The sequence below is a fragment of the Cedecea lapagei genome, assembly GCF_900635955.1.
Lineage (GTDB): Bacteria > Pseudomonadota > Gammaproteobacteria > Enterobacterales > Enterobacteriaceae > Cedecea > Cedecea lapagei.
Genome location: NZ_LR134201.1, coordinates 176,797 through 202,794, shown reverse-complemented (window position 1 = coordinate 202,794; position 25,998 = coordinate 176,797). Strand labels below are relative to the sequence as shown.

Here is a 25,998-nt window from a genome sequence, read left to right as displayed (position 1 = left end):
GTGGATCACCTGCCGATATTTTGTCAGTTACGTGGCCGCGCCTGCCTGCTGGTAGGCGGTGGCGATGTCGCTGAACGCAAAGCGCGCTTATTGCTGGAGGCAGGTGCGCGCATCACCGTTAACGCCCTCGAGTTCAGCCCGCAGTTTAAGGTGTGGGCTGAACAAAATATGCTGACGCTGGCGGAAGGCTCATTCTCAGAAATGCTGCTGGACGAATGCTGGCTGGCGATTGCCGCCACCGACGACGACGAGGTGAATCAGCAGGTCAGCGATGCCGCCGAGTCCCGTCGTATCTTCTGCAACGTGGTCGATGCGCCGAAGCAGGCCAGCTTCATCATGCCGTCAATCATTGACCGCTCCCCGCTGATGGTCGCTATCTCGTCCGGCGGCACCTCTCCCGTTCTGGCCAGGCTGCTGCGCGAAAAGCTGGAAGCCAGCCTGCCGCTGCACCTGGGTAAAATTGCCGCCTTTGCGGGTACGCTGCGTGGCCGCGTGAAGCAAACTTTTGCCACCATGGGCGAACGCCGCCGATTCTGGGAGAAGTTCTTCACCAACGACCGTCTGGCCCAGTATCTGGCCAATGAAGACCAGCTCGCCGTTGAAAAAGAGACGGAGTCGCTGTTCACCACTCCGCTGGATCACCGCGGAGAAGTTGTGCTGGTCGGCGCAGGCCCCGGCGATGCAGGTTTGCTGACGTTAAAAGGCCTGCAGCAGATCCAGCAGGCTGATGTGGTGGTTTACGACCGTCTGGTGTCGGACGACATCATGAATCTGGTAAGACGCGATGCCGATCGCGTGTTTGTCGGCAAACGGGCTGGCTACCACTGCGTTCCACAGGAAGAGATTAACCAAATCCTGCTGCGGGAAGCGCAAAAGGGCAAACGCGTCGTGCGCCTGAAAGGCGGCGATCCGTTTATCTTCGGGCGCGGCGGTGAAGAGCTTGAAACCTTATGCAACGGCGGAATTCCTTTCTCCGTGGTGCCGGGGATTACCGCAGCCTCCGGCTGCTCTGCCTACTCCGGTATTCCGCTTACGCACCGGGATTACGCGCAAAGCGTTCGTCTGGTCACCGGCCATCTGAAAACCGGCAGCGAGCTTGACTGGGCTAACCTGGCCGCAGAAAAGCAGACGCTGGTGTTCTATATGGGTCTGAACCAGGCCTCTGCTATTCAGCAGCAGCTGATCGCCCACGGCATGGAGGAAACCATGCCGGTGGCGCTGGTGGAAAACGGCACGGCGGTTAACCAGCGAGTTGTGGACGGCACCTTGAACCAGTTAGGTGAATTGGCCACGCAGGTCAGCAGCCCGGCATTAATTATCGTTGGGCCCGTTGTCGCTCTTCGCGACAAACTTAACTGGTTCTCAAACCACTAAATACAAAGGGAGGCATTCGCCTCCCCTTTACTTTTCTGCCTCTGCGCAGCTTTCCCGCAAGATTCGCAGCACGGTTTCCGCCCCGCTTCGATTCGGGTTGATGCGGATCATCCGCTGTTCAAGATCTGGTTCAGCCTGCCGGAAGGTCCCGGAAATCCGGTAAAAGAGCGGCGGGATCTCATACTTAGATTCTGCCCCAACCGGATAAGGCAACGCCCCCAGCTTCTGCGCGGCGGCAAGCACCTTTTCGGCAACCGGCTGGTGAAACTCCACCAGCAGCACCTTTGACTGCGCGTTGGCGATAAAGGCATTTTTCACCTGAGGCACCGCGCCTTGAGACAGCCGCTCGACAAGATCATCGTTAACCTTCGCCTGCACGGCATGCATCACCGGAGCGAAGACCATGCCACGCAGGACCTCCATAGCCTGGAAGCCCTGAACCTGGCTGCCGCCGGAGTACATCCCCTGGCGCACGCTCCGGACTGCCGCCTCATCGCCGACAACTACCCCCACACCCGCAGGGCCAAACAGCTTAAAGCAGGAGAAGGTCGACAGCGTTGCCCCGCACTCGCAGCCGATTTTATCGACCTTCATCACCGCATAGTTATCGTCGGCCAGCGATGGCAAACCGTGGCGGTTAAAGCAGGCAATGACATCTGCGAGCCAATAGGCATCCTCCAGGGTCTGGCGGGTATGCTGAATCAAAGCGGCCGCCGGGCGATGCGCAGCGATAGCGGTTTCCACTTCGCTTAATTTATTGAAGTCCGCCCGAACCAGCACAAGCCCCATCTGTTCGGCAATGACCGCCGTGGTAGGGTACAGAGGCGCCTGATGAATCAGCAATTTATCGCCGGCGTTCAGCAAAGCCGCCAGCCCGCTGCGAATCGCTCCGGTTCCGGCTCCCTGCACCAGCGCAGCGGCTTGCACAGAGAAGAAGTCGGCCAGAACCGCCTCAACCCGCCGGGTAGTCTTCGGCTGGTTGAGGCCAGGCACCAGCCCGGCATCGCCCTGGCTGAGGAAATCAGCCCCGGGAAAATGCTGGCAGATAATATCCACCAGCTGAAACTGCTTTTGCTGGGCCTGAGCCAGGCTCAGGCTTTGCAGCGGCCAGCTTTCCACACAACCTCCCTTAGGCCGGGATAAACAGGCCGCAGAAGAAGAGAATATTCAGCACAATGCCGGTTACCATCACCGCCACCACCGGCGCGGCCATTTTCTGCACCGGGCGGCCCAACGATTCGTTAAGGAAATAGAGCGCTGTCGCGATAGTGAACCCGGTGTAGCCCGCCATCTTGATGGCGGCAAAGATAGAGCCAATCAGCAGCGCCATCTCCATCAGCATATTCATCGCGTTGCGGATATTGTCAGACGCGTTGCGCACCGACGGGTAACGCCCAAGCCATTTGCCAATGGAGCGCAGCAGCAGAACTTCGGCAGAAATTACCAGCGCGCCGACCACAAAGGCGATCAGCGGGTTAGCAATCAGATAGCCAACGGCAAACACGAAGGTGAAGCCCGCTACGGCGTACACGCCGGTCGCCAGCGCCGTAGTGGCAATCATCGGTACAAAGCCAAGGCCACGCATAAACTCGGCCAGCGCGGCCTGATTTATCAGGCTCTGGGACTGGGTCGGATCGAGGCCAATCTTGTAGGCTTTTTCCAGCGTAAAGATAGACACCTCGCTGCCAGCAAACAGCTTCATGCTGGCAACGGCGGCGATAAGGCCGCCCACGATGGCGATATAAGGCAGATTTTTAATAATCCGCGAGGTTCGCTCTTCAAACACGGATTGCCCGTGAGCATCGTCTTCATTCTCGCCCCGCGAGCGCATATCCTGGAAGATCGCGATCGCCAGCAGCATAATCATACCGACGAAAATCTCGATAGACTCTGGGTTTAACTGCGGGAAGAAACGCACCACCAGCACGCGCGTCAGCAGTACAACCGCCGCCGCAAACAGGCTGTTCTTCCAGCCAAACTGGTAGAAAATCGCCACCAGCGGAAACAGCGCAAAAGCGGAAACCACCGGAGAGCTCAGTTCGCCAAGCGAGCCGAGAACATCTACCGGCAGCGCAGTCAGCAGGTGGTTCACCGGCACCAGGCAGGTGAGGATCAGAATGCCCCAGACGGCGCCAAGCCCGAATGCCAGCACGCTGTTCGCCGCCAGCACGCCAAGAATATCGGTCGGCAGGAACAGCAGCCAGCTGTTCAGCAAGCCGGTCTTCAGGGTGAATGAGATCCCAACTGAAGCCACGAAGCCAATACTCAGGCCAAAGGCGATACTGCCCGCCTCGCGGCGGTTCATGTTCCCTTCTATCAGCTGCGGCAGAATCGGGCGGATACCGTCGTGAAACACCGCCGCAGAGCGGTGTGCCAGTAAAGCTGTCATCCCGGTAAGCAAGGCAACAACAACAAGGTGAAGGTAAAATTCCATACGGATGCCTTTATTTTAAATGGTTAACCAGCAGCGGGATGGCATGCTCGATATGCTCCACGGAGAGCCCAAACGCCACTTTGCCTTCGGAGACCAGGCGGGCGATTTGCTCCTCTTTGGCTTTGATTCCGGGTTTGGCGATGGTGCAGCTGCGGTTATAGCCAATCACCGCGATGGCTATCGACAGCGCCGCACCCGCCCCGGTGTTACAGGCGCCAATGTAGTAATCAAGCTGGCCGGATTTCACCTTCAGCGCGGCGTCCATGTCGTTATAAATAAACACTTCAAAGCTGCCGGGCGCGGCGGTTTCGATGGTCTGTTTGATAAGTTCGCGCTGTAAGCCAGCGACACCGATCTTTTTCATGGGAAATCCTTACTTATAGAAGACAGAGGGGTTGTCACGTAACATCAAATCGATGTCTGGCTGGCTGAAACCGGCCTCCAGCAGCATCGGCACAAACGTGGTAAGCAAATAATCAAAACCAGGCCCGCCGTTCGCTTTTAAATGGGAGCGACGGGTAATGTCCATCGACAGCATGACGTGGTCGAGCAGCCCGCGATCTTTGAGCGCGCTCAGCATCGCAATACGTTTTACGTCCGGGTAATAGCTGTTTTTGCCGATGGTATCGAACTGAACGTAAGCGCCCAGATCGATCATCCGCAGGAGGTTATCGAGGTTATCTTTCAGGTCGCAGTGGCCGATGGTGACGCGGGAAAGATCCACGCACCAGGACTTCAGTAACGCCAGTTGCTCAAGGCCCATGGTGCTGAATGAAGTGTGGGTAGAAATCGGCCTGCCGGTTTCATGGTGTGCAATGGCCGCCGCCTGGAAAACTCGCTTCTCCACTGGGGTGATAACGTCCACGCTGGAGCCAATTTCCGCAATAATCCCGGCCTTTAATGCCGTGCCGTCGATGCCGATCTCAATTTCATCGATCATCTCCTGCGCCAGCACTTTCACCGGCGTGGTCGCCACGTGCGGCGGGAAGAAGTCGTGCTGGTAGTAGCCGGTACAGGCCATTACGTTGATCCCGGTATCACGCATGATATCCAGCAGAAACTGAGGGTTACGCCCCATATAGCGGTTGGTCATTTCTATGATATTGCGGACGCCCTGCTCATAGAGTGACTTCATCTCCCCGCAAATCAGCTCGTACTGATCCAGACGACAATCGATATTGTCCTTGAAGCTGGAGAGATCGATATGAAGATGCTCATGGGCATAGGTATAGCCCGATGGATCGATATATTTATACCCTGTCATGATTCACCCCACCCGCAGAAGAGCTCTTCAGCAGCGGCAGGAACGAAGTACCGTTCTGCGGCGCAGCTGCCCGAAAGAAGTCACAAACCGTTGCGCCTACATCAGAAAGCGTAGCGCGTGCGCCCAGATAAGCGCCTGTTATACCGGGTTGCCACACCAGCAAAGGGACGTTTTCTCGCGTGTGTTTGCTGTGGCCGATGGTCGGATCGTTGCCGTGGTCGGCCATCACCACCAGGCAATCCTCTGCCTGCATATCCGCCATCAATAAAGCCAGATTGTTATCGACCAGCTCAAGCCGCTCGGCGTAGCGCGCTACGTCTTCCGCATGACCCGCCAGATCTGTTTCCTGAATGTTGGTGCAAATAAACGCGCTGCCGGGTTTGTTCAGCTCCTCGCGGGTAATGTCGAGAATGGTTTGTGAGTCCACCAGGTTTTGGTAGCTGATACCGTGCGGGTTAATCGCAATATCGGCTACTTTCCCCACCAGCACGGTTTTAACCCCGACCTGATGCAGCTGCTGCGGGGCCTGAACGCTGGCATCCACGCCGTAGCCCATATGCACCACCTGAAACCCACTTTTATATACCCCGGAACGGGGGGCGTTAATACCGACATAAACGCCCTGTCTTTCTTCGGCAGCGTTGAGCAGCCGCTCGCTGCTCTCAAGCAGCCCGCCAAAGGCAATGACTCGCCCGACTTTAACGCAGCCACGTACCACTTCACCGATGGCGCGCACCTGCTCAAACGGGATGACGCTAAGATTGGCGCTGATGTTAAACACCTGCCCGAGATCGGCCTCAAGGTTATCGCCGACGGCAACTGCCTCATTCACCCACAGGAATTGCAGCTCGCGGCCCTTGCGCTCGACCTTCCAGCCAGCGTTGACTAACTCGCGCTCAACCTCGTCGATAACGTCAGAAAACGGCATACGTAAAGGCGTTTGTGGCCTTGTACCCAGAATTTCCTGGTGCCCCATAAAGGTGTCACCGCCTTCATGCTGCAGGGCAGCGGTTCCAAACACGGCATCGGCATTCGGCCGCATAACGTTGGCCGCAAAACCCAGCGCATTTATCAGCCCCAGCTTCTCAAGCGCTGGCAGACGCAGTTCAGGAAAGCGCTGCAAAATATGCCCGCAGGTATTCGCCCCGATGTCCTGCGGCCTGACCTCCGGTACATCGTCCATCGCCCCCACGCCGAAGCTGTCTATCACCAGCACCAAAAACTTACTCACGCCGACCTCCGGTAACAGGCTGACCCAGACTGTCATACAGCGCTTCGAGCACCGGCCTTCCGCTTTGAATGCCGGACACCAGCGCCACGTCGCTGCGGGTAACAAAAATTTGCGTACGGAAGCACATCACCACCGGGCTGCCTACCGGGTAGAGGCCCTCAAGCGCAAGGTGGTAATCAATGCTGGTGTTGTCCACGGGCAGCAGCCGCGCCTGCTCAGGCTGACCATCACCGCTATACACCAGCGCATGCTGCGCGTGGCCGCGACGGTAGTAACCTCCGCCGAAGCAGTAGCTTTTGCCCTGAAACTGATGGGAAATCTCCGTCAGATAGAGCATGGCAATGGCTTCCGGCTGATCGCCATGCTGGTTAGCCGGGATGGTGCCGGTCAGCGCGTGGCCGGGTTCAGCATGGGTCACGCCGTGTTCGGCAAGCGTAGATAGGGTGTTACAGCTTGAGGCCGAAGGCGCATTGAGTTGCTCGATCTGAATGCCCTGCTCATGCAGCAGGTCGCGCGCTTTGAGCAGCGTCATCAGGTTACGGGTCGGCTGCGTTTGCTGCTGCTCTTCGTTCCACAGCAGGCAGGGGAAATGCGTCAGGCCAGTAAGCTTGATGCCCGGCATCGAACGGATCTCCAGGGCAATAGCATCCAGTTCATGAAGCGGGAAACCGGCCTCCTGACCTGGGTAAAGGCGGTCGTGTTCGGCAAACACTTTCAACATAACCGGCTGAACACGCCCGCAGGCCAGAGCGGCCTCGGACACTGCCCGAGCTTTCTCCAGCGAAAACAGCGTGATGATTTCCGTTTCGCCGTTCACGCTCTCAGCTACCTGAGCCACCGGCACCTGCACCAGATGGCCCACATGCGAAACCGGAACATGTGCATTGCGCAGCGTTCTGGCCTCTTTAAAATCGACGGCTACAGCGCCTTTAAAGCCCAGCTCAATCAGCTTGCCGGCAAGCCAGGGGTTGCGCCCTAGCTGCTTGCTCATAAAGTAGAGCGTGATACCGTGCTTCTGCGCGGCCGCGAGCAGTTTTCGGCCATTTTCCAGTACCTGATCGACATCGATAATCCAGGTGTCGGGTAGCACAGCGCCCTGCCGCCAGAGGGTTCTGGCTGCGTCAATCAACGCCGGGTTCTGTGCCTTGAGTGCCTCTATAAACATGCCTTGCCTCGCGACCTGATCAATAAACCAGCCTAAATAATCATTTTTTTGAATATTTAAGTTGAGAAAAACTGCTGCCCATATACCCGTTAGCTCTTGTGAAGCCGCCAAAGGCTGAACAGGTTAGCGAGCAGGTATCCCTCTTCATTAGGGTGTAGCTGCACGTTGAACGGTACCAGCAACGCATGATGTGCCCGCTCTACTTCGCCGAACACGCTGTCAGTTTTCATCTCCGCCAGCAGATCGTCATCCAGCGGGCCGATCTCCTCGCCCCGGCGGCTGCGCATCAGCGCATTAGCCATGTGGGTAATCGCCATCGCCCCCTGATCGCTCTGCAGCGGAATAGCCCATTGGCTCTCCAACTGCGTAACCACCACTTTCATGCCATCGCAAATATCCCGGTCGATGACGCCTGCATCACACAGCAGGTTGAGCCGATCTTCCATACTGATTACCTCTGTCAATAGCTGGGTTCCTGCTCGCCCTTCAGCACGCTTTGCTGATGAGCCAGCAGTTCACTCTTGTCCACCACCGTTCTCAGCAGCTGCTGGATAGGGATGTCCTCGCTCCGGGTCAGCACCACTGCCTCCGATGCCGCCAGAAAACATTTATCGCCGCTCAGCGGCAGAGCCGTAAGCCCCAGCGCCGTCAGGTCAGCCTCGTTGCTGACGTTCCAAATCACCGCATCTATGTTGCCTTTAGCAATGCGGCTCAGGCACTCGTGGTACGACACATCCAGTAGCTCCACATCCTGCCCGGCGAAATAGACATCCGTCATGATGCGCTGATCCGCAGAGCGCGGGTCAATGCCGATACGGCGGATGCTCTCCTGCTGCCCGGCACGGCAGATCAGCTTATGTTCGCCCACGTAGGTGTGCGGCCCCAGGGACAGCGCGATGAAAATGTCCGGATTGCTGAGGTAGCTGTCCGCCGCCAGCCTGGAGACTACGGCAAGATCATAAACGCCATTCAGCAGACACTCCACGCGAGCATCAGACCCTCGCATGTGGGCGTAGTAAAACGGAATGCCGTCAAACTGCGCCTTCAGGCCGCTGGCAAGCCCCTCATAAAGCCGGGTGTACGGCAGCGGCATAGCACACACTACATTGCCGATATCCGCGAACGCCAATAGGGCTTTGTTATCCATACTCAACAGGTAGCTGCCGTTGCGGCCCCGGCGCTCAACGCTCACCGCGCCGGCCTTCTCCAGCGTCTTCAAAGCCGCCTGCGTCAGGCCAACGGAAAACCCACATTCGCCCGCTAATTCATCGATGGTTTTCAGTCTGTTACCACATTTCTCACCGAGTAAATAACGGGCGAGACTGGATTGGGCGACGCCCTCTTTTTTAATAAAGCTGCGGCTCATCTGTTATCTTCAATTTATTGAATGAATATATCTTCATAAAATTGAATATAGATGGCAAAGGGGAAAATAACAAAAGGAGAATGGAGTCACAAAAAACGAATAACCCGTCTGGCGACGGGTTATGCATAGGGAAAGATTATGGGTGAGCGACAAACCCGATGGCTTCGTACACCTTTTTCAGCGTCTCTCCGGCGCGAGCGCGAGCTTTTTCAGCGCCCTCTTTCATCACCTGCTGCAGGAAAGCTTCGTCGTTGCGGTAACGATGATAACGCTCCTGAAGTTCGGTCAGCATACCGGATACGGCTTCCGCCACTTCGCCCTTCAGGTGACCATACATCTTGCCTTCGAAGCTCGCCTCGAGCTCCGGGATAGCTTTGCCGGTGACGCCGGAAAGAATATCCAGCAGGTTAGAAACCCCCGCTTTCTCCTTCACATCGTAACGCACGACCGGCGGCTCTTCGGAGTCGGTGACCGCGCGTTTGATTTTCTTCACCACCGATTTCGGATCTTCAAGCAGGCCAATAACGTTGTTGCGGTTATCGTCGGACTTGGACATCTTTTTGGTCGGCTCCAGCAGGGACATCACGCGCGCGCCGGACTTAGGAATGAACGGCTCCGGCACTTTGAAAATCTCGCCATAAAGCGCGTTAAAGCGGCTGGCCACGTCGCGGCTCAGCTCCAGATGCTGCTTCTGGTCTTCGCCCACCGGGACCTGATTGGTCTGATACAGCAGAATGTCTGCCGCCATCAGCACAGGATAGTCGAACAGGCCGGCGTTAATGTTTTCTTCGTAACGGGCGGACTTGTCCTTGAACTGAGTCATACGGCTCAGCTCGCCAAAATAGGTGTAGCAGTTGAGCACCCAGCCCAGCTGCGCGTGCTCCGGCACGTGGGACTGAACAAAAATGGTGCTTTTTTTCGGGTCGATGCCGCAGGCCAGGTACAGCGCCAGGGTGTCCAGCGTCGCTTTACGCAGGGCGACAGGATCCTGACGAACGGTAATCGCATGCTGGTCAACGATGCAGTAAATGCAGTGGTAATCATCCTGCATGTTCACCCACTGACGCAGCGCACCCATGTAGTTACCGATAGTTAATTCGCCTGACGGCTGGGCGCCGCTAAATACGATGGGCTTACTCATGTTCTGCTTCCTGATTTGCTAAAGGTGGTAGCCCGAAAGCGGGCAATAAGTCTTCGAAACGATCGAACACAACGTCCGGGTTGCTTAGCCCGATCGCTTCGCCGTAGTTATAGCCCCAGGTCAGGCCGACGCTTGGGCAGCCTGCCGCCTGTGCGGCCTGAATATCGTTGCGTGAGTCGCCGACAAAAAGCAGCTCGTCCGCCGCCAGCCCCAGGTTTTCCATGACTTTATACAGGGCTTCAGGGTGCGGCTTTTTCTCTTTCACGTCATCACCGCCAATAACGGTCTGGAAATAGTGAGCAATGCCCAGGTCTTCCAGCAGCGGCAGCACGAATGGCGTCGGTTTATTGGTCACCACCGCAAGCGGCAGGCCTTTCTCTTTCAGCGCCGCAAGCGTCGCGGCCACGCCCGGGAACAGGAAGCTCCCCTCTTCAACCGTTTCTGCGTAGTAGCGGTCGAACAATTTGCGCGCCATATTCAGCTGGGCAAGGTCAGGCTCTTGATCTTTCAGCGCCCACTTAAGCGCCCGCTGCATCATGATATCCGCACCGTTGCCAATCCAGGTCACCACACGATCTTCCCCTGCCACAGGCAGCTCAAGCGCATAAAGGGCGAGATCGACAGCCTGGCTCAGGCCAAGCGCCGTGTCGATGAGCGTGCCGTCAAGATCGAAGGCAACACCTCGAATTTTTTGAAACTTATCCATGACTTACCTTAGCCAGTTCAGAACGCATGCGGTCAACCACCGCTTTATAGTCCGGCTGGCCGAAAATAGCGGAACCCGCGACGAACATATCTGCACCCGCAGCGGCTATTTCCGCAATGTTGTCGGCCTTCACGCCGCCGTCCACTTCAAGGCGGATGTCATAGCCGGAGGCATCAATACGCTCACGAACCTGACGCAGCTTTTCAAGCGTGTGGGGAATAAACGACTGACCGCCAAACCCAGGGTTGACGGACATCAGCAGAATCACATCCAGTTTATCCATCACGTGATCCAGCCAGGAAAGCGAGGTTGCCGGGTTCAGCACCAGGCCCGCTTTACAGCCGTGCTCTTTGATCAGCTGCAGCGAGCGATCGACATGTTCGGAAGCTTCCGGATGGAAGGTAATAATGCTGGCACCGGCGGCGGCGAAATCAGGAATGATGCGGTCAACCGGCTTCACCATCAGATGGACGTCGATAGGCGCCGTGATGCCGTAATCGCGCAGCGCCTTAAGCACCATTGGCCCCATCGTCAAATTAGGGACATAGTGGTTATCCATGACGTCAAAATGGACGACGTCGCCACCTGCGGCCAGCGCTTTAGCCGTATCCTCGCCCAGTCGGGCGAAGTCGGCAGAGAGGATTGAGGGGGCAATCAAATACTGTTTCATCCGCTTCTCCAGGAGTCATTCATCTTTCGGCGGCGGGCGAAACGGCTCAGGCAACCTTCGCTTTATAAAGGGCCAGAAGTTCGTCCACCTTGTTACGTTTACCACCGTTTCGGCTGATGCTGCGGCGCACCTGCAGCTTATGGAAATCGGTAGCGTTCTGGTACCACTGGCGAGTCAGCTCGGTGTCATGGTTGGAAATCAGCACCGGGACGCTCTGCTCACACAGTCTTTCAGCCAGCTCCGCCAGATGCTGCTGTTGCACCATGCTGAAACTGTCCGTGTGGTAAGCGGTAAAGTTGGCGGTGGCGGAAAGCGGCGCATAAGGCGGATCGCAATACACAACGGAACCTGCCGCAACGTTTACCATGCTGACATCATATGACTGGCAGACAAAAGTGGCATTTTTGGCCCGCTCGGCAAAATGGTACAGCTCCTCTTCCGGGAAGTAAGGTTTGCTGTAGCGGCCAAACGGAACGTTAAATTCACCCCGCAGATTATAACGGCACAGGCCGTTGTAACAATGGCGGTTGAGGTACAAAAACAGCACCGCTCGCCGGAACTTATCGGTGCACTGGTTAAATTCGATGCGGGAGGCGTAATAGGCTGACTCTTCGTTTTGCTCTCGGGTGAAGAGCAAACGAGACTCCCGCACGTACTCATCCGCGCGGTTTTTAACAATATCGTAGAGATTAATCAGATCGCTGTTGATGTCCGCGAGGAGATAGCGCTGATAGTCGGTATTGAGAAATACCGACCCGGCACCCACGAAGGGTTCAATCAGACAGTCGCCTTCCGGCAGATGCTTTTTTATATCTTCCAGCAGGGGGAATTTTCCCCCTGCCCATTTCAGAAAAGCGCGATTTTTTTTCATGCTGTCTTACTATTTACACCTTATCCAGCTGTGGAAAGGCTCCGACAGCGACTGCGCTTATTTTCACTTAAGGTCAGACTGCACCTGATGAATAGGTTTTGCCCACGGGTTCTTCGCCTGAACGTCTGCCGGCAGGCTTGAAACCGCGCGTTTTGCGTCATCTTTGGTCGCATAAACACCGGTCACCAGCACGTACCATGGCTGGCCGTTACGCTGGGTCTGGTAAACCATATAGTGCTGCAGGTTCTCTTTTTTCGCCCACGCATTCAGGTTTGCCGAGTTGGAAGAAGAGCTCAGCTGTAGCGTGTAGTGGCTACCCGGCGCGCTTTTAATGGCGCTGGCATCACCGGTAACGGTGCCGCCCGTGCTCGCGGTTGCGGCCGCCTGCGGTTCTGCTTTAGGTGCAGCGGATACCGTGGCCTTTGGTGCTGGAGCTGGCGTTGCAACGCTGGTTGATGGCGCTTTCACCGGCGCGGAAACAACCGGAGCAGGCTCGCTGTGTTTCGCCGTGGCCACTGGCTTGCTTTCAGCTTTGACCTGCGGCTTAGGCTCAGCCTTACGCACCGGCTCAATCACCGTTTTCTTACGCTCAGGACGAGACTCAACGGCGCGGGTTGGCTCCTGGGTTCCGGCCAGCTTGCGCGGCTCGGTTTTGCTGCCGGCAACTGGCGCTACGGTAGCCGGTTCAGTTGGCAGCGTGGAGTTGCTGACCACATTGTCAATCTGGCCCTGCTGCTGAGGCTGGGTCAGCGCGTTATTCAGGTTTCCAGGTACCTCAACGCGCTGCTGCCCTTCAGGCTGCGGCTGCGTCTGCGCCTGAGTTGGCGTAGAGGAAATCGGCGGCAGCGAAACGTCCTGCGGGTTCTGCTGACCGGAAGCCGGGGCATTCCCTGGCTGCGGCTGAGCGCCGTTTGCCTGATCGGCAGGTGCCGTACCGTTCGAGCCAGAGAGATCGATGTTCTTCTCTGCGCCCGGTTTTTGTTCGGCAGTTTCTGGGGTGGATGACGGTGCTTTCAGGGCTGAACCGATGCCGATGATAAGCAGCAGCAGTACCAGAATCCCGACGCCCATCATAATGTGCTGGCGAGAAGCAGGCGCTTTCTGTTTTGCTGCCTTTTTACGTCCACGCGTCGGGCGAGGTTCTGCGGCCAGGCCTTCTTCACCTTCGTACTCTTCCTCAACGTCTTCTTCACGCTCGCGACGTGAACGAGAAGGACGGCGATCGTCCGCATCAAGATCGACGTCATCAACGTTGATCTGCGGTTCTTTATCGAACTCGTCAGGTTTGCGGGAACGCCCAGGACGACGATCGCTTGGATCGGGTTTCAGCTCGTCTTCTGGTTTAAACTCATCCATTTAACACCCCACTCAAAGGCGTATGCTTATGTCCGCATCACGCCCGAAGTTAAATACTGTAAAAATTCTAGTTGTTAAGCCTGCTGGCAATCAGCAATGGCTGATAAAACGACATCGTGCGGTACTCCACCGCGCACTTCACTCTTCCCTATTGCCAGCGGCAGAATCAAGCGCAGCTCGCCGGCTAATACTTTTTTGTCACGCATCATGTGGGGCATGTATGCATCAGGAGACATTTCCTGCGGCCCGTTAACCGGCAACCCGGCACGTGCCAGCAGCGCGATCACGCGCTGAACATCTGCCTCACTGAATTGGCCCAGGCGCTGAGCAGTCCGCGCCGCCATCACCATCCCGGCGGCTACGGCTTCGCCGTGCAGCCAGTTGCCATAGCCCATTTCGGCCTCAATAGCATGACCAAAGGTATGACCCAGATTCAGTAAAGCACGTAAGCCGCTTTCTCGCTCGTCTGCGGCAACAACTTCGGCTTTAAGCTCACAACAACGGCGGATACAGTAGGCCATTGCCTTGCCGTCAAGCTTCAGCAAGGCGTCGAGATTCTCCTCCAGCCAGGTAAAGAACTCGCCGTCGAGGATAATGCCGTATTTAATCACTTCCGCCAGGCCCGAAGCGAGCTCACGCGCAGGCAATGTAGACAGACAGTCGAGGTCAACCACCACCGAAGCGGGCTGATAGAACGCGCCAATCATGTTTTTGCCGAGGGGATGGTTGACGGCCGTTTTGCCGCCCACGGACGAGTCCACCTGCGAAAGCAGCGTGGTAGGGACCTGGATAAAACGCACCCCGCGCTGATAGCTCGCTGCGGCAAAACCGGTCAGGTCGCCCACCACACCACCGCCTAAAGCAATCAGCGTCGTGTCACGGCCGTGAGGTTTTTCCAGCAGCGCCGTAAAGACGGTATCAAGCACCGCGAGGCTTTTAAACTGCTCGCCATCCGGAAGGATGACGGTGTCGACCTTAACGCCTGCCTGTTCCAGAAGCCCACGAACCCTGTCGAGATAGAGCGGGGCAAGCGTTTCATTGGTGACCAGCATGGTCTGGTCGCCAGCTTTCAGCGGCCAAAAGGAAGCCGGGTCATTAAATAACCCGGCGGCAATGGTAATAGGGTAACTACGTTCCCCAAGAGTGACTTTCAGCCTCTCCATTACGCGGAGCCCACCTTATTGTTGCTTTGCCCGCAGGCGTTTCTTGATTAAGCCAGAATCAGTTGCTTTCCAGCATATGAATAATCTGGTTTGCAACCACTTTGGCGCTTTGATCATCGGTGCGAATCGTTACATCAGCAATCTCTTCGTACAGCGGATTGCGTTCGTGCGCCAGCGCTTCCAGCACTTCACGAGGTGGAGTCTCAACCTGCAGCAGCGGACGTTTTTTATCGCGCTGAGTGCGTGCAAGCTGCTTCTCAATGGTGGTCTCAAGATAGACCACTACGCCACGGGCGGAAAGACGATTGCGGGTTTCACGAGACTTCACAGAACCGCCGCCGGTAGCCAGCACAATGCCCTGTTTTTCAGTGAGTTCGTTAATGATTTTTTCTTCGCGATCGCGGAAGCCTTCTTCGCCTTCAACGTCGAATACCCAGCCCACATCAGCTCCGGTACGTTTCTCAATCTCTTGATCAGAATCGAAAAATTCCATATTGAGTTGCTGAGCTAACTGACGCCCAATAGTGCTTTTGCCGGCACCCATAGGCCCAACCAGAAAGATATTGCGTTTCTCTGCCATTTTTTCGGTACTACTAAGACAATTCGTTGATGATAAACCCGCCCGGTAACAACCAGCTGCGGCGGGACATGAACTGAAACCTCATAAGCGTGAGTTCGAGAATCAGACTAAAAATTATCTCAACACTCAAGGGGGTTTGGCAACCGAATAAATCACCTGGCGCCTGGCTCGGGGCGAAAAGCGTGCTTCAGCTTTACCGGCCACAGGTTCTCAATACCCTGCCTCCCGAAACGGTACACCTTGTAAGCTAATTCCTCTCTGCCGTCAAACACCTGGGTGCTGTTTGGCAGAAAAATCCGCAGGCAGAGGAGGAAACGGGCTAAGGCAAGGCAACCAGCCTTGGGGTAATAAACACAACTAATTCCCGACGTTGGCGTTTTTTCCCGTCGTACCGGAACAATTGGCCGATAAGTGGAAGATTTCCAAGCACCGGGACGCTATCGCGGGTACGGTTATTCTGCTGCTGGAAGATCCCCCCCAGCGCCAGCGTCTCTCCGTCTTTCACTTCCACCTGCGTTTCAATCTCCTGCTTATCAATAGCCAGCACCTCCCCCTCCGCATGCTGGATGGCGCGCCCGGGCATGTTCTGGCTAATGTGCAGCTGCAGGCGAATCGTGCCGTGGTGCCCTATCGTCGGCGTAACCTCCATGCCCAGCACCGCCTCTTTAAACGCCACCGAGGACGCTTCATTTTTGCCGTTCGAAACCTGATAGGGAATTTCGGTCCCCTGTTTGATGCTGGCCGCCTGCTGATGCGCCACCAGCAGGCGCGGGCTGGCGATGATGTCTAACTGCTGTTGCTGCTCAAGCGCGCTGAGCTCCAGCTCAAGCAGGCGGCCATTAATGCGGCCAATATTAAACCCCAGGGTTGTGGTCCCCGCCCTGGCGGCTAACTGGCTTGAGACTCCCGTCGTTTGATAAAGCCCCGCGGCTGCATCGCCTGCCGGGGCACTCCACTTCACGCCCAGCTCTCGCAGCTTCTCCTGGTTGATGGTGACAATATGGGCTGACAGCTCAACCTGCCCCATCGCGACATCCATGTCAGCAATCCAGGACGCAATCCGCTTTTGCGCCGGCCCGCTGTCGCGAACCACCAGGCGGTTTGTGCGTTTATCCACGGTGATACTGCCCCTGGGCCCGATCAGCTTCTCTTCGCTCGCTTTTATCCCTGCCGCGAGATCGGCGACTTCGGCATAGCGTGGCGTATAGACCATCTGAATTAAGGGCTGCTCAAGCGCGTGTTGCTTACGGGCAGCCTCCTGCTGAGCGCGTAGCTTTGCCGGATCCTGTTTCTGCTGAATCTGAAGAATGTTTCCCGCTTTTGATGAGGTCAGGCCCGCCAGCCTGAGCACCTGCCCAAAAGCCTGCTCCCAGGGAACATCAGCGAGGCGCAGTGAGAGATTTCCCGTTACCCCAGGGGCGATCAACAAGTTAACCCCCTGCTGCTCGGCCAGCGTCTGCAGGACCTGTACAATCGGGACCTCATCCAGCGTCAGGGTGATACTCTTTTTCGCCAGGGTCATCGGCGGCGGCAGCATCAGTACGACTGCCACGATTGCTCTTATCATCGGCTCCTCCCCGTATCTTCCAGTAGTAATTGCTGCCTTCGCAGTCGCCGCCCAGCGAAACCTTCATCTGCCCCACAAGAAGGGTCGTCACCTGCACATTCAGCTCAATAAACTGCCCTTCCTTTACTCTCTGCCATTGCTGCCGGGATAATTTCATCAGCGCAAAGCTGCTTTCTGGCCCTGGTCGATAAAACACGCCGCGCAGCTGCCAGCCATCAAGGCGCTTCAGCAAGGTTTCACAGGTCGATGGCGGTAACAGAAAAGGGTTGCGCGGCACCGCCTGCAGCGGCGAGCCAAACGCCGCCAGCAGCATCCAGCTAGCGGCTTTCATCGGTAAACTCCAGCGTCAGCAGCACCCGAACCTGCTCCCCGGCCCCGTTCAAAATAAAGGTCGGCACCTTCAGGTTCGGATAGTCGGCCAGTTGGCGAAAAAACAACGGCACTTTGGGCCACGGCAAGAGCATTTCAAGCACGGCACGGCGTGGTTCGGGCAGCCATTTCACCAGCCTTCCACCAGCACGTTTTACCGCCGCCATCGCGGAGAAACTCATCGAGGGAGCCACATCGGGTAGCGGCTCCATACCCGGCAGGGCAGCAATTTTCTGCTGCAGCATGAGCATTTGCTGCCAGCGCTGCAGATTTTGCAGCTCAAGCTCGCGCAGCTGCTGCTGGCGGGGCTGAACCAGCAGCCACCAGCAGGCCAGTGCTGTAGCAAGCAGACCCACCGCCAGGCTCAGAAGACGGAACCCGACAGGTCCGCTCATAAGACGTTCGAGGTTATTCAGCACGCTCGCCTCCCAGGGGAATCAATGCGAAGCTAAAGAGAAGGCCTTTGTGCTTTTCATCCCGCAGCTCGCCGGGTTTTAGCTTAAAAGCGCCGGGTAATGCACCCAGCACCGCTTCCAGCCTCCCCAGTTCACGGGCGCCTCCCGCAACGCCCGCGACAGTAGCGCTGCCGTTCTGCCAGCTCACGCTCTGCAGCCAGCTGTTTTCAGGCAGTTGAGAGGCAAGCGCATTCAGCACGCTTTCCCACCGTGAAAGATCGATCCTCCGCGCCACCTCAGCCCGTATCACCGCCAGCCGCTGCTGGTTCTCTTTCAGCTCCGTTTGCTTACGCAGCAGCAGTGACTTCAAAGCAGCCTGCTGCGCCTCAAGCACGCTGGCCCTGGCCTCCTGCAGACTGGCCTGCCTGACCAGCGGCTTTGTCCAAAGCAGCATCAACAGAGCGACCAACAGCATGCCGGACAGCCCAAGCCCGCCCCACAGCTTTAGGCGGTAGCGACGCCTCAGGGTTCGCCACGGCAGAAGGTTTATCAGCGGCGTCATTAGCGTTCCGACCCGAGAGCCAGCCCCAGCGCGAGCGTATAAAGACCGCCATGCCTCGGCAGCGGCGGCTGATGGCGAACAATGGGATGCCAGGCATTAAGCCGTTCGGCTCCGGCAGGTACGGCGCCGTCTCCCTCTGCGTGGCTATAGGCGATGTCGCCGGCACAGGCGTCCAGCTGCTGGCAAAGCGCCGGAAAGTCGGCCACCTGCTGCTTATCCAGCCAGCCGGAGCGTTCGCGATTGTTCACGGAGGCCCAGAGCCAATAGCCCCGCTCTTCATGAACCAAAAAGCGACACTTCCCGGCGTAACAGTCCTGGGGTAATGCGCCAAGAATTTTGTCTCCCGGCGTTAGGGTCCGGGGAAAGAGTTTTACGTTGGCAAGGCAGGCCAGCAGCGCGTCGATCTCTTCCTGCTTAGCCGCCGTCACGCAAAGCGACCCTCCGTTATCTACATAGTCATAGCAAAGCTGATTGGCGGGCAGCTGCAGCTGGCGAGCCGCTGCGCCGGCGATATACTTTTCCTGAGCAGACTCCTGCAGCCGGCTGGCTGGCGGCGGGAGTTGGCGCTGCAAAGTGCGCTGCGCCGGAAAACCGACCCGCAGCTGGTGACGCCGGGGGATTTCTTTACGCCATGCGGCAAGCGTCTCGCGCAGCGTGGCGGGTTCGGGTAACATGCCGTCCGCAACGCTCTGTTTCGGGAAGGGTAAATACCACCAATGGCGCAATTGCCACCCTTGCCGGTGCCACTGCACCGCCGCGGCGCGTATGCCCTCCGCCTGGATATCCAGGCCAATCCTCCAACCAGGAAACATCATGGTTTCGATCTCCTTATCCGGATGATGAACAGCCCTGACCCCGAAACCTTCACGGGTATATCAAAGCTCCTGGCTTGCCTTTATACTACCGCGCGGTTGTTTAGAAACTGCCCAATTGAAACCTGATGGGAAATTTAAGGTGAAGTTCGTAAAGTATTTATTAATCCTTGCAGTCTGTTGCGTTCTGCTGGGAGCTGGCTCGATTTACGGTTTATACAAATACATTGAGCCCCAGCTGCCCGACGTGGCGACATTAAAAGATGTGCGACTGCAGATTCCAATGCAGGTTTACAGCGCTGACGGCGAGCTGATTGCTCAGTACGGCGAGAAACGTCGTATTCCGCTGACCCTTAACCAAATCCCTCCGGTGATGGTAAAAGCGTTTATCGCAACGGAAGACAGCCGTTTTTACGAGCACCATGGCGTTGACCCGGTGGGCATCTTCCGTGCCGCCAGCGTTGCGCTGTTTTCTGGCCACGCTTCTCAGGGGGCCAGTACCATCACGCAGCAGCTGGCCCGTAACTTCTTCCTGAGCCCGGAACGCACGCTGATGCGTAAAATCAAGGAAGCTTTTCTTGCCGTGCGCATCGAGCAGATGCTGAGCAAAGATGAGATCCTCGAGCTCTACCTGAATAAAATCTATCTCGGCTACCGCGCTTATGGCGTTGGCGCCGCCGCTCAGGTCTATTTTGGCAAAACGGTCGATCAACTGACCCTGAGCGAGATTGCGGTAATTGCCGGGCTGCCAAAAGCGCCGTCAACGTTTAACCCGCTCTATTCTATGGATCGCTCAACGGCACGTCGCAACGTGGTGCTGGCACGTATGCTGAGCGAAGGCTACATCAGCCAAAGCCAGTACGACGAAGCTCGCAACCAGCCTATCGACGCCAGCTACCACACGCCTGAAATCGCCTTCTCTGCGCCTTATCTGTCAGAGCTGGTGCGCCAGGAGATGGTCAGCCGCTACGGTGACAAAGCCTACGAAGACGGCTACAAGGTCTACACCACCCTCAGCCGCAAGATTCAGCAGGGCGCACAGGATGCCGTTCGCAATAACGTCATGGCCTACGATATGCGCCACGGCTACCGCGGCCCATCGAATGTGCTGTGGAAAGTCGGCGAAAGCGCCTGGGATGAGAAGAAAATCACCGACTCGCTGAAAAACCTTCCGGTCTACGGCCCCTTATTCCCGGCCGTAGTGACCCGCGCAGCACCTGACGAAGCAACGGCGATGCTGGCAGACGGCAGCTCCGTTTCACTTGGCATGGAAGGCATGCGCTGGGCGCGTCCGTATCGCTCCGATACCGCGCAAGGCGCTACGCCGCGTAAAGTGACCGACGTGGTACAGGCGGGCCAGCAGATTTGGGTTCGTAAGGTGGATGAGGCATGGTGGCTCGCCCAGGTGCCTGACGTTAACTCTGCGCTGGTCTCGCTCAATCCACACGACGGCGCGGTGCTGGCGCTGGTCGGCGGCTTTGACTTTAACCAAAGTAAATTTAACCGCGCGACCCAGGCGCTGCGTCAGGTGGGTTCCAACATCAAACCTTTCCTGTACACCGCCGCAATGGACAAAGGGTTGACGCTGGCGAGCATCCTTAACGATGTGCCTATTTCACGCTGGGACGCGGGTGCCGGCTCAGACTGGCGGCCGAAGAACTCTCCGGCGCAGTATGCAGGGCCCATTCGCCTGCGTCAGGGCCTTGGGGAGTCCAAAAACGTTGTCATGGTGCGCGCGATGCGTGCGATGGGCGTAGACTACGCCGCTGAGTACCTGCAGCGCTTTGGTTTCCCGGCTGCGAATATCGTTCATACCGAATCGCTGGCGCTGGGATCGGCGTCATTCACGCCAATGCAGGTTGCCCGCGGCTACTCGGTGATGGCAAACGGCGGCTTCCTGGTTGACCCTTACTACATCACCAAAATCGTTGATGATGCCGGCAATACCGTGTTCGAGGCGAAACCTAAAGTCGCCTGTGCGAGCTGCGATATTCCGGTCATCTACGGCGATACGCCGAAATCAACGGTACTGGAAAACCAGGATGTAGAAGACGTTGCCGTCTCGCAAACGCCGCAAAACAGCAGCGTGCCAATGCCGCAGCTGGAGCAGGCCAACAGCGCGCTGGTGGCCAAAGCGCAGGCCGAAGAATATGCTCCGCACGTGATCAACACGCCGCTGTCATTCCTGATCAAAAGCGCGCTTAACAGTAATATTTATGGCGAACCAGGCTGGCAGGGCACCGGCTGGCGTGCGGGCCGGGATTTGAAGCGTCGGGATATCGGCGGCAAAACCGGGACCACCAATAGCTCTAAAGACGCCTGGTTCTCCGGCTACGGCCCCGGCGTCGTGACGTCAGTCTGGATTGGATTTGACGATCACCGCCGCGATCTTGGCCGAACCACGGCCTCAGGCGCGATTAAAGATCAAATCTCCGGCTATGAAGGGGGTGCAAAAAGCGCTCAGCCGGCCTGGGATGACTTTATGAAAATCGCCCTGGCTGGCGTGCCGGAAGAGCCGCTGACGCCGCCGCCGGGTATCGTCACCGTCAATATCGACCGCAGCACCGGCCAGTTGGCTAACGGCGGCAACAGCCGTGAAGAGTACTTCATTGAAGGCACGCAGCCTACGCAGCAGGCGGTGCATGAGGTAGGGACTACGGTTATCGATAACGGGGAAGAACACGAGTTGTTCTAAACCCGGACAAAATAGCAAAGGGCCGCATAGCGGCCCTTTTTAATTCTTTCTCGGTTTGGCTTACAGCCTGCCCTGCTGTCTTAACCATTCCCGCACAAGGAAGAGCGCGCTGACGTTACGGGCTTCGCTAAAATCTTCTTCCTTCAGTAAATCCATCATGTTTTCCAGCGACCATCGCTCCTGCGGCAGCTCTTCCGGCTCATCCCCTTCCAGCGACTCGGGATAGAGATCTTCTGCAATCACAATATTCATTTTGCTGGAAAAATAGGAGGGCGCCATCGTCAGTTTTTTCAAAAACGTCAGCTGATTTGCCCCAAAGCCGACCTCCTCCTTTAGCTCGCGATTAGCGGCCTCAAACACGGTTTCGCCCGGGTCAATCAGCCCTTTGGAGAACCCCAACTCATAGGACTCTGTGCCGACGGCGTATTCACGGATCAGGATCAGGTGGTCATCAACAATAGGGACGATCATCACCGCCTCGCGGGAGGAAGGTCTCATCCGCTCGTAGACTCGACGAACGCCATTGCTAAACTCCAGGTCCACCGTTTCAACGTTAAACAGCCGCGAACGCGCCACGGTTTCGACATGTAAAATCGTTGGTTTTTTTAATGATTTGCTCATGTGCACGGGATCAACAGTGAAAGGGGTAAGTTATTGTGCTGCATGCCGCACATATCGTGCAACGAGCATTGGCTATTATTTACATTTTTGTAACGTATCTTTTCCCAAAACACGTAATGCGCCTACCTGTCAAGACAGGTACTATTGAATAGGAATTTACTTGTATTTCGGACGAAGTCGCTTTGCTAACATTGTGTTACTGTAGGTTGGTCGCCTTAAAAATCGCTCAAGTTTGCACCTTTACCTGCCGATAATGACTTCTGATCTTTTAACTTTTTGAAAGGCCGATCTTTTGCCGAGCTTGATGAAAAAGACGATGGTTTGATGGGGAAAGCATGAGCACCTTATTATTTTTGTTCGCTGCTATGCTGGCCTGTGCGCTGATTGCCGGATGGCTGATTTGGCGAAGCCTTAGGCTACGTGCCCGGGTATCGCACGATCGTGCCTTCTCCGGAGCCTCCACGCGCAAGCTAACCCCGGAAGAGCGCATTGCCGTCGACAATTATCTCGAGCGCTATTCCCGTTCCCAGGAGCTGATCGGCCCCTCAGGCGCGAGTAATCCGCCGCCTACGCTAACGCTCACCGCGCAGAGCAATACCGTTTTCTCCCTGAGCCGCTCCATCACACGCTACGGCCTTTCGGCAGATGACGCCAACAAATGGCGCTATTATCTTGATTCCGTAGAAGTTCACCTGCCGCCGTTCTGGGAACAGTACATCACCAACGACAACGACGTGGAGCTTATCCGCACCAGCAGTATCCCGCTGGTGATTTCGCTGAACGGCAATACGCTGCAAAACGATACGCTCGACACGCAGCAGTACGCCATTGAGGGCTATTCTGGCACCCAGGCGTCGATTCGCGGTGAGGAAAGCGAACAGATTGAGCTGCTGAATATCCGTCAGGAGACGCAGGAAGAGTACTCCCTTAGCCGCCCGGACGGCGTGCGCGAAGCGGCGCTTATCTGCATCGCATTCGTCATGTTGTTCCTGAGCCTGGTGACGCCGCCGGTGTTTCTGCCGTGGCTGACTGGCGGTGCCGTTCTGCTGATTGCCGCCGGGCTGTGGGGGCTATTTGCGCCACCGGCCAAAACGGCGCTGAGGGAGATCCACTGCCTGCGCGGCACGCCTAAGCGCTGGGGGCTGTTCGGCGAATCTAACCAGGAGCAGATGAACAATATCTCGCTCGGCATTATCGATCTGATTTACCCGCCGCACTGGCAGCCTTTTGTAAGCCAGGACCTGGGGCAGAAAACCGACATTGATATCTACCTGGACCGACACGTCGTGCGTCAGGGCCGCTTCCTTTCTCTGCATGACGAAGTGCGTAACTTCCCGCTTCAGCACTGGGTGCGTAACCTGTTAATTTCCTCCGGTGCGCTGCTGGTTCTGCTGATGATGACTCTTTGGGTTCCCCTGGAAATGCCCATCAAACTTAGCGCCTCATGGCTGAAGGGCGCCGAATCCATCGAAGCGACCAGCGTACAGGACCTCGCAAAATACAGGCTTCAGGTGGGCGATACGCTCAGAGTGAAGGGAACAGGGATGTGTAATATCCACGCCCCCGGCAGCTATAACTCTCGCCAAAATGTCCCGTTCACACCGTTCGACTGCTCGCAAATTATCTGGAATACCGCGCGCCCTCTGCCGCTGCCGGAGTCTGAAATCATGGACAAGGCGGTAGCCCTGACCAAAGCCGTCAGCGGGCAGCTCCACCCTCAGGGGGGAGAAGGCGACAGCAAAGTTAACCCGCAGTTGGCCGATGCTATCCAGAAATCAGGCATGGTTTTACTGGATGATTTTGCCGGAATTGTGAAAAAAACGCAGGCGCTGTGTACCGCAGAAGAAGAGTGCGTGCGCCTGAAAAATGCCCTGGTGAACCTGGGCAATACCAAGGACTGGGATTCCCTTATAAAGCGCGCTGACTCCGGAAAACTGACCGGGGTAAACGTCCTGCTGCGGCCGGTTAGCGCTGAGTCGCTGGATAACCTCGTGGCCACCTCAACCGCACCTTTCTTTATTCGCGAAACCACGCGCGCCGCACAGTCGCTAAACAGTCCTGCGCCCGGCGGCTATGTCATCATCAATGACGAAGGCGGCGATCTGGTAGACCAACCACTGCCGCCGATGTCGCTGTATGACTTCCCGGCCCAGGAGCAGTGGACCGAATTCCAGCGGCTGGCGGAAATGCTGCTGCAAACGCCGTTCCACGCCGAAGGGATCATTACCGGCATCTATACCGATGCCAACGGAACTCAGCACGTCACGCTGCACCGGATATCTGATGCGCATAGCCTGTGGAGCTACATCAGTATTTCTCTGATGCTCATTGCGATGCTGGCCTGTGCTGCGATCAACGGCGTGCTGGCCGTCATCCGCTATCGTCGTGCCAGCACGCGGCTGGCCGAAATTCATCGTTACTATGACAGCTGCCTCAACCCTACGCTTACGCCTCCCTCACCGCTGAGGTAGCCGTTACGGGTAAACTTTGCGTACCGGATTGTGCTACCCTGGTACGCTATTTTCCCCTTGTTCGAGACTAAAGCGATGTCTGGTACTATTGCGTGGCAGGAGGTTGACACCCTGCTGCTGGATATGGACGGGACCCTGCTGGACCTGGCCTTTGATAACCATTTCTGGAAAAAGCTGGTACCGGAAACCCTTAGCCTCCAGCGCGGCATGCCGCTGCAGGAAGCGCATCAGCTGATTTCCCGCGAATACCACGCCGTGCAGCATACGCTAAACTGGTACTGTCTCGACTACTGGAGCGAACGCCTCGGGCTGGATATCCGTGCGATGACCACCGAGCAGGGGCCAAAAGCCGCACTCCGTGAAGATACGGTGCCGTTTCTTAAGGCGGCAAAAGCCAGCGGCAAACGCCGTATTCTGCTGACCAACGCCCACCCGCACAATCTGGCGGTGAAGCTTGAGCACACCGGGTTGAACCAGCACCTTGATTTATTACTTTCTACCCACACATTTGGGTATCCGAAAGAAGATCAGCGTTTATGGCAGGCGGTGGCCGAACATACCGGGTTCAACGCGGCCAGAACGGTATTTATCGACGACAGCGAAGCGATTCTTGATGCCGCGGCGGAGTTTGGTATTCGCTACTGCTTAGGCGTCCTCAACCCGGATTCAGGTGAAGCGGAAAAAACGTTTGAGCGCCACCCCGGCCTTAGCGATTACCGCAGCCTGATCCCGTCGCTTTCCGTTTAAGGAGGCGTAATGAAAGAAAAAACGGCCGAAGGCGTACGCCTCGATAAATGGCTGTGGGCCGCTCGCTTTTACAAAACCCGTGCCGTGGCGCGGGAGATGATTGAAGGCGGTAAAGTGCACTACAACGGCCAGCGCGGTAAACCCAGTAAACTGGTTGAGCTGAACGCGGTGCTCACGCTGCGTCAGGGCAATGACGAGCGCACCGTGACCATCCTCGCGATTACCGATCAGCGCAGGCCGGCAGCGGAAGCCACTCAGCTGTATGAAGAGACGGCGGAAAGCATCGCCAAACGGGAAAAAATGGCGCTGGCACGCAAAATGAACGCGCTGACCATGCCCCACCCCGATCGCCGCCCGGATAAAAAAGAGCGGCGGGACTTGATGAAATTTAAACACGGTGGCGAAGCGTAAATCCGCCGACCAGCAAGAGAGATGACG

General features: G+C 56.7%; 26 protein-coding genes. 5 read left to right on the top strand and 21 right to left on the bottom strand.

The genetic code is table 11. The annotated features are described in order from the left end of the window. Entirely contained in the window at positions 1–1,374 is a 1,374-nt protein-coding gene (gene cysG, locus EL098_RS00945) for a siroheme synthase CysG (RefSeq protein ID WP_126354284.1), read from the top strand. Positions 1,375–1,401: 27 nt separating this feature from the next. Here the strand turns inward: cysG and EL098_RS00940 are convergent, their stop codons facing one another. From EL098_RS00940 to EL098_RS00840, 20 genes are all read right to left on the bottom strand, one after another. Then, on the bottom strand, positions 1,402–2,493 hold the full coding sequence (locus tag EL098_RS00940; protein WP_126354283.1) for a PLP-dependent transferase: 1,092 nt from the start codon (positions 2,491–2,493) through the stop codon (positions 1,402–1,404). Positions 2,494–2,503: 10 nt separating this feature from the next. Then, positions 2,504–3,808: a YhfT family protein gene (locus tag EL098_RS00935; protein WP_126354282.1), complete on the bottom strand. Its 1,305-nt coding sequence runs from the start codon at positions 3,806–3,808 to the stop codon at positions 2,504–2,506. A gap of 10 nt (positions 3,809–3,818) precedes the next feature. After that, positions 3,819–4,172: a DUF2620 domain-containing protein gene (locus tag EL098_RS00930; protein ID WP_038478118.1), complete on the bottom strand. Its 354-nt coding sequence runs from the start codon at positions 4,170–4,172 to the stop codon at positions 3,819–3,821. 9 nt (positions 4,173–4,181) lie between these two features. Beyond that, positions 4,182–5,072 (bottom strand): phosphotriesterase-related protein, encoded by an 891-nt coding sequence (locus tag EL098_RS00925; RefSeq protein ID WP_126354281.1) that lies wholly within the window; start codon positions 5,070–5,072, stop codon positions 4,182–4,184. Then, positions 5,059–6,303, bottom strand: coding sequence for a phosphopentomutase (locus EL098_RS00920; RefSeq protein WP_126354280.1), 1,245 nt, complete (start codon positions 6,301–6,303; stop codon positions 5,059–5,061). Before EL098_RS00920 ends, EL098_RS00925 begins: the two co-directional genes overlap by 14 nt. Further along, positions 6,296–7,468 carry a YhfX family PLP-dependent enzyme gene (locus EL098_RS00915; protein ID WP_126354279.1) on the bottom strand — a complete coding sequence of 391 codons (1,173 nt, stop codon included), beginning with the start codon at positions 7,466–7,468 and terminating at the stop codon, positions 6,296–6,298. Before EL098_RS00915 ends, EL098_RS00920 begins: the two co-directional genes overlap by 8 nt. Positions 7,469–7,557: 89 nt before the next feature. Beyond that, positions 7,558–7,914 carry a PRD domain-containing protein gene (locus EL098_RS00910; protein ID WP_126358328.1) on the bottom strand — a complete coding sequence of 119 codons (357 nt, stop codon included), beginning with the start codon at positions 7,912–7,914 and terminating at the stop codon, positions 7,558–7,560. Between the two features lie 14 nt (positions 7,915–7,928). Continuing rightward, the gene (yhfZ, locus tag EL098_RS00905; RefSeq protein ID WP_126354278.1) at positions 7,929–8,834 is read right to left on the bottom strand and encodes a GntR family transcriptional regulator YhfZ; all 906 of its coding nucleotides are present in this window, start codon (positions 8,832–8,834) and stop codon (positions 7,929–7,931) included. A gap of 136 nt (positions 8,835–8,970) precedes the next feature. Beyond that, complete coding sequence (gene trpS / locus EL098_RS00900; protein ID WP_126354277.1) at positions 8,971–9,975, bottom strand: tryptophan--tRNA ligase; 1,005 nt, start codon at positions 9,973–9,975, stop codon at positions 8,971–8,973. Then, positions 9,968–10,681, bottom strand: a complete 714-nt coding sequence (locus EL098_RS00895) for a phosphoglycolate phosphatase (RefSeq protein ID WP_126354276.1) — start codon at positions 10,679–10,681, stop codon at positions 9,968–9,970. The genes trpS and EL098_RS00895 overlap by 8 nt, the downstream gene beginning before the upstream one ends. Further along, positions 10,674–11,351 carry a ribulose-phosphate 3-epimerase gene (gene rpe / locus EL098_RS00890; RefSeq protein ID WP_039288419.1) on the bottom strand — a complete coding sequence of 226 codons (678 nt, stop codon included), beginning with the start codon at positions 11,349–11,351 and terminating at the stop codon, positions 10,674–10,676. The genes EL098_RS00895 and rpe overlap by 8 nt, the downstream gene beginning before the upstream one ends. A gap of 46 nt (positions 11,352–11,397) precedes the next feature. Continuing rightward, positions 11,398–12,222: an adenine-specific DNA-methyltransferase gene (gene dam, locus EL098_RS00885; protein WP_126354275.1), complete on the bottom strand. Its 825-nt coding sequence runs from the start codon at positions 12,220–12,222 to the stop codon at positions 11,398–11,400. A gap of 63 nt (positions 12,223–12,285) precedes the next feature. Further along, positions 12,286–13,578, bottom strand: coding sequence for a cell division protein DamX (damX, locus tag EL098_RS00880; RefSeq protein ID WP_126354274.1), 1,293 nt, complete (start codon positions 13,576–13,578; stop codon positions 12,286–12,288). A gap of 74 nt (positions 13,579–13,652) precedes the next feature. After that, a complete protein-coding gene (gene aroB / locus EL098_RS00875; protein ID WP_126354273.1) occupies positions 13,653–14,741 on the bottom strand; it encodes a 3-dehydroquinate synthase in 1,089 nt (362 codons plus the stop codon). A gap of 58 nt (positions 14,742–14,799) precedes the next feature. After that, a complete protein-coding gene (gene aroK, locus EL098_RS00870) occupies positions 14,800–15,321 on the bottom strand; it encodes a shikimate kinase AroK (protein WP_016538517.1) in 522 nt (173 codons plus the stop codon). A 319-nt stretch (positions 15,322–15,640) separates the two neighbouring features. Beyond that, on the bottom strand, positions 15,641–16,888 hold the full coding sequence (gene pilQ / locus EL098_RS00860; RefSeq protein WP_126354272.1) for a type IV pilus secretin PilQ: 1,248 nt from the start codon (positions 16,886–16,888) through the stop codon (positions 15,641–15,643). After that, on the bottom strand, positions 16,803–17,219 hold the full coding sequence (locus tag EL098_RS00855) for a HofP DNA utilization family protein (protein ID WP_126354271.1): 417 nt from the start codon (positions 17,217–17,219) through the stop codon (positions 16,803–16,805). The genes pilQ and EL098_RS00855 overlap by 86 nt, the downstream gene beginning before the upstream one ends. Then, a complete protein-coding gene (locus EL098_RS00850; protein WP_126354270.1) occupies positions 17,206–17,676 on the bottom strand; it encodes a HofO family protein in 471 nt (156 codons plus the stop codon). Before EL098_RS00850 ends, EL098_RS00855 begins: the two co-directional genes overlap by 14 nt. Next, the gene (locus EL098_RS00845) at positions 17,666–18,214 is read right to left on the bottom strand and encodes a PilN domain-containing protein (protein WP_126354269.1); all 549 of its coding nucleotides are present in this window, start codon (positions 18,212–18,214) and stop codon (positions 17,666–17,668) included. Before EL098_RS00845 ends, EL098_RS00850 begins: the two co-directional genes overlap by 11 nt. Beyond that, positions 18,214–19,029, bottom strand: coding sequence for a type IV pilus biogenesis protein PilM (locus EL098_RS00840; protein ID WP_126354268.1), 816 nt, complete (start codon positions 19,027–19,029; stop codon positions 18,214–18,216). Before EL098_RS00840 ends, EL098_RS00845 begins: the two co-directional genes overlap by 1 nt. A 139-nt stretch (positions 19,030–19,168) precedes the next feature. On the opposite strand from EL098_RS00840, the gene mrcA reads away from it, so the two are divergent. Then, on the top strand, positions 19,169–21,721 hold the full coding sequence (gene mrcA / locus EL098_RS00835; RefSeq protein ID WP_167469948.1) for a peptidoglycan glycosyltransferase/peptidoglycan DD-transpeptidase MrcA: 2,553 nt from the start codon (positions 19,169–19,171) through the stop codon (positions 21,719–21,721). A 60-nt stretch (positions 21,722–21,781) separates the two neighbouring features. On the opposite strand, the gene nudE is transcribed toward mrcA, so the two are convergent. Beyond that, a complete protein-coding gene (nudE, locus tag EL098_RS00830) occupies positions 21,782–22,342 on the bottom strand; it encodes an ADP compounds hydrolase NudE (protein WP_126354266.1) in 561 nt (186 codons plus the stop codon). Positions 22,343–22,677: 335 nt separating this feature from the next. Between nudE and EL098_RS00825 the strand changes: the two genes are divergently transcribed. The 3 genes from EL098_RS00825 to hslR all read left to right on the top strand — a co-directional run bounded on the left by EL098_RS00825 (position 22,678) and on the right by hslR (position 25,971). After that, complete coding sequence (locus tag EL098_RS00825) at positions 22,678–24,813, top strand: intracellular growth attenuator family protein (RefSeq protein ID WP_126354265.1); 2,136 nt, start codon at positions 22,678–22,680, stop codon at positions 24,811–24,813. A gap of 75 nt (positions 24,814–24,888) precedes the next feature. Then, positions 24,889–25,560 (top strand): GMP/IMP nucleotidase, encoded by a 672-nt coding sequence (gene yrfG / locus EL098_RS00820; RefSeq protein WP_126354264.1) that lies wholly within the window; start codon positions 24,889–24,891, stop codon positions 25,558–25,560. Positions 25,561–25,569: 9 nt separating this feature from the next. Next, positions 25,570–25,971 carry a ribosome-associated heat shock protein Hsp15 gene (gene hslR, locus EL098_RS00815; protein ID WP_126354263.1) on the top strand — a complete coding sequence of 134 codons (402 nt, stop codon included), beginning with the start codon at positions 25,570–25,572 and terminating at the stop codon, positions 25,969–25,971. The last annotated feature ends 27 nt before the right edge of the window (positions 25,972–25,998 follow it).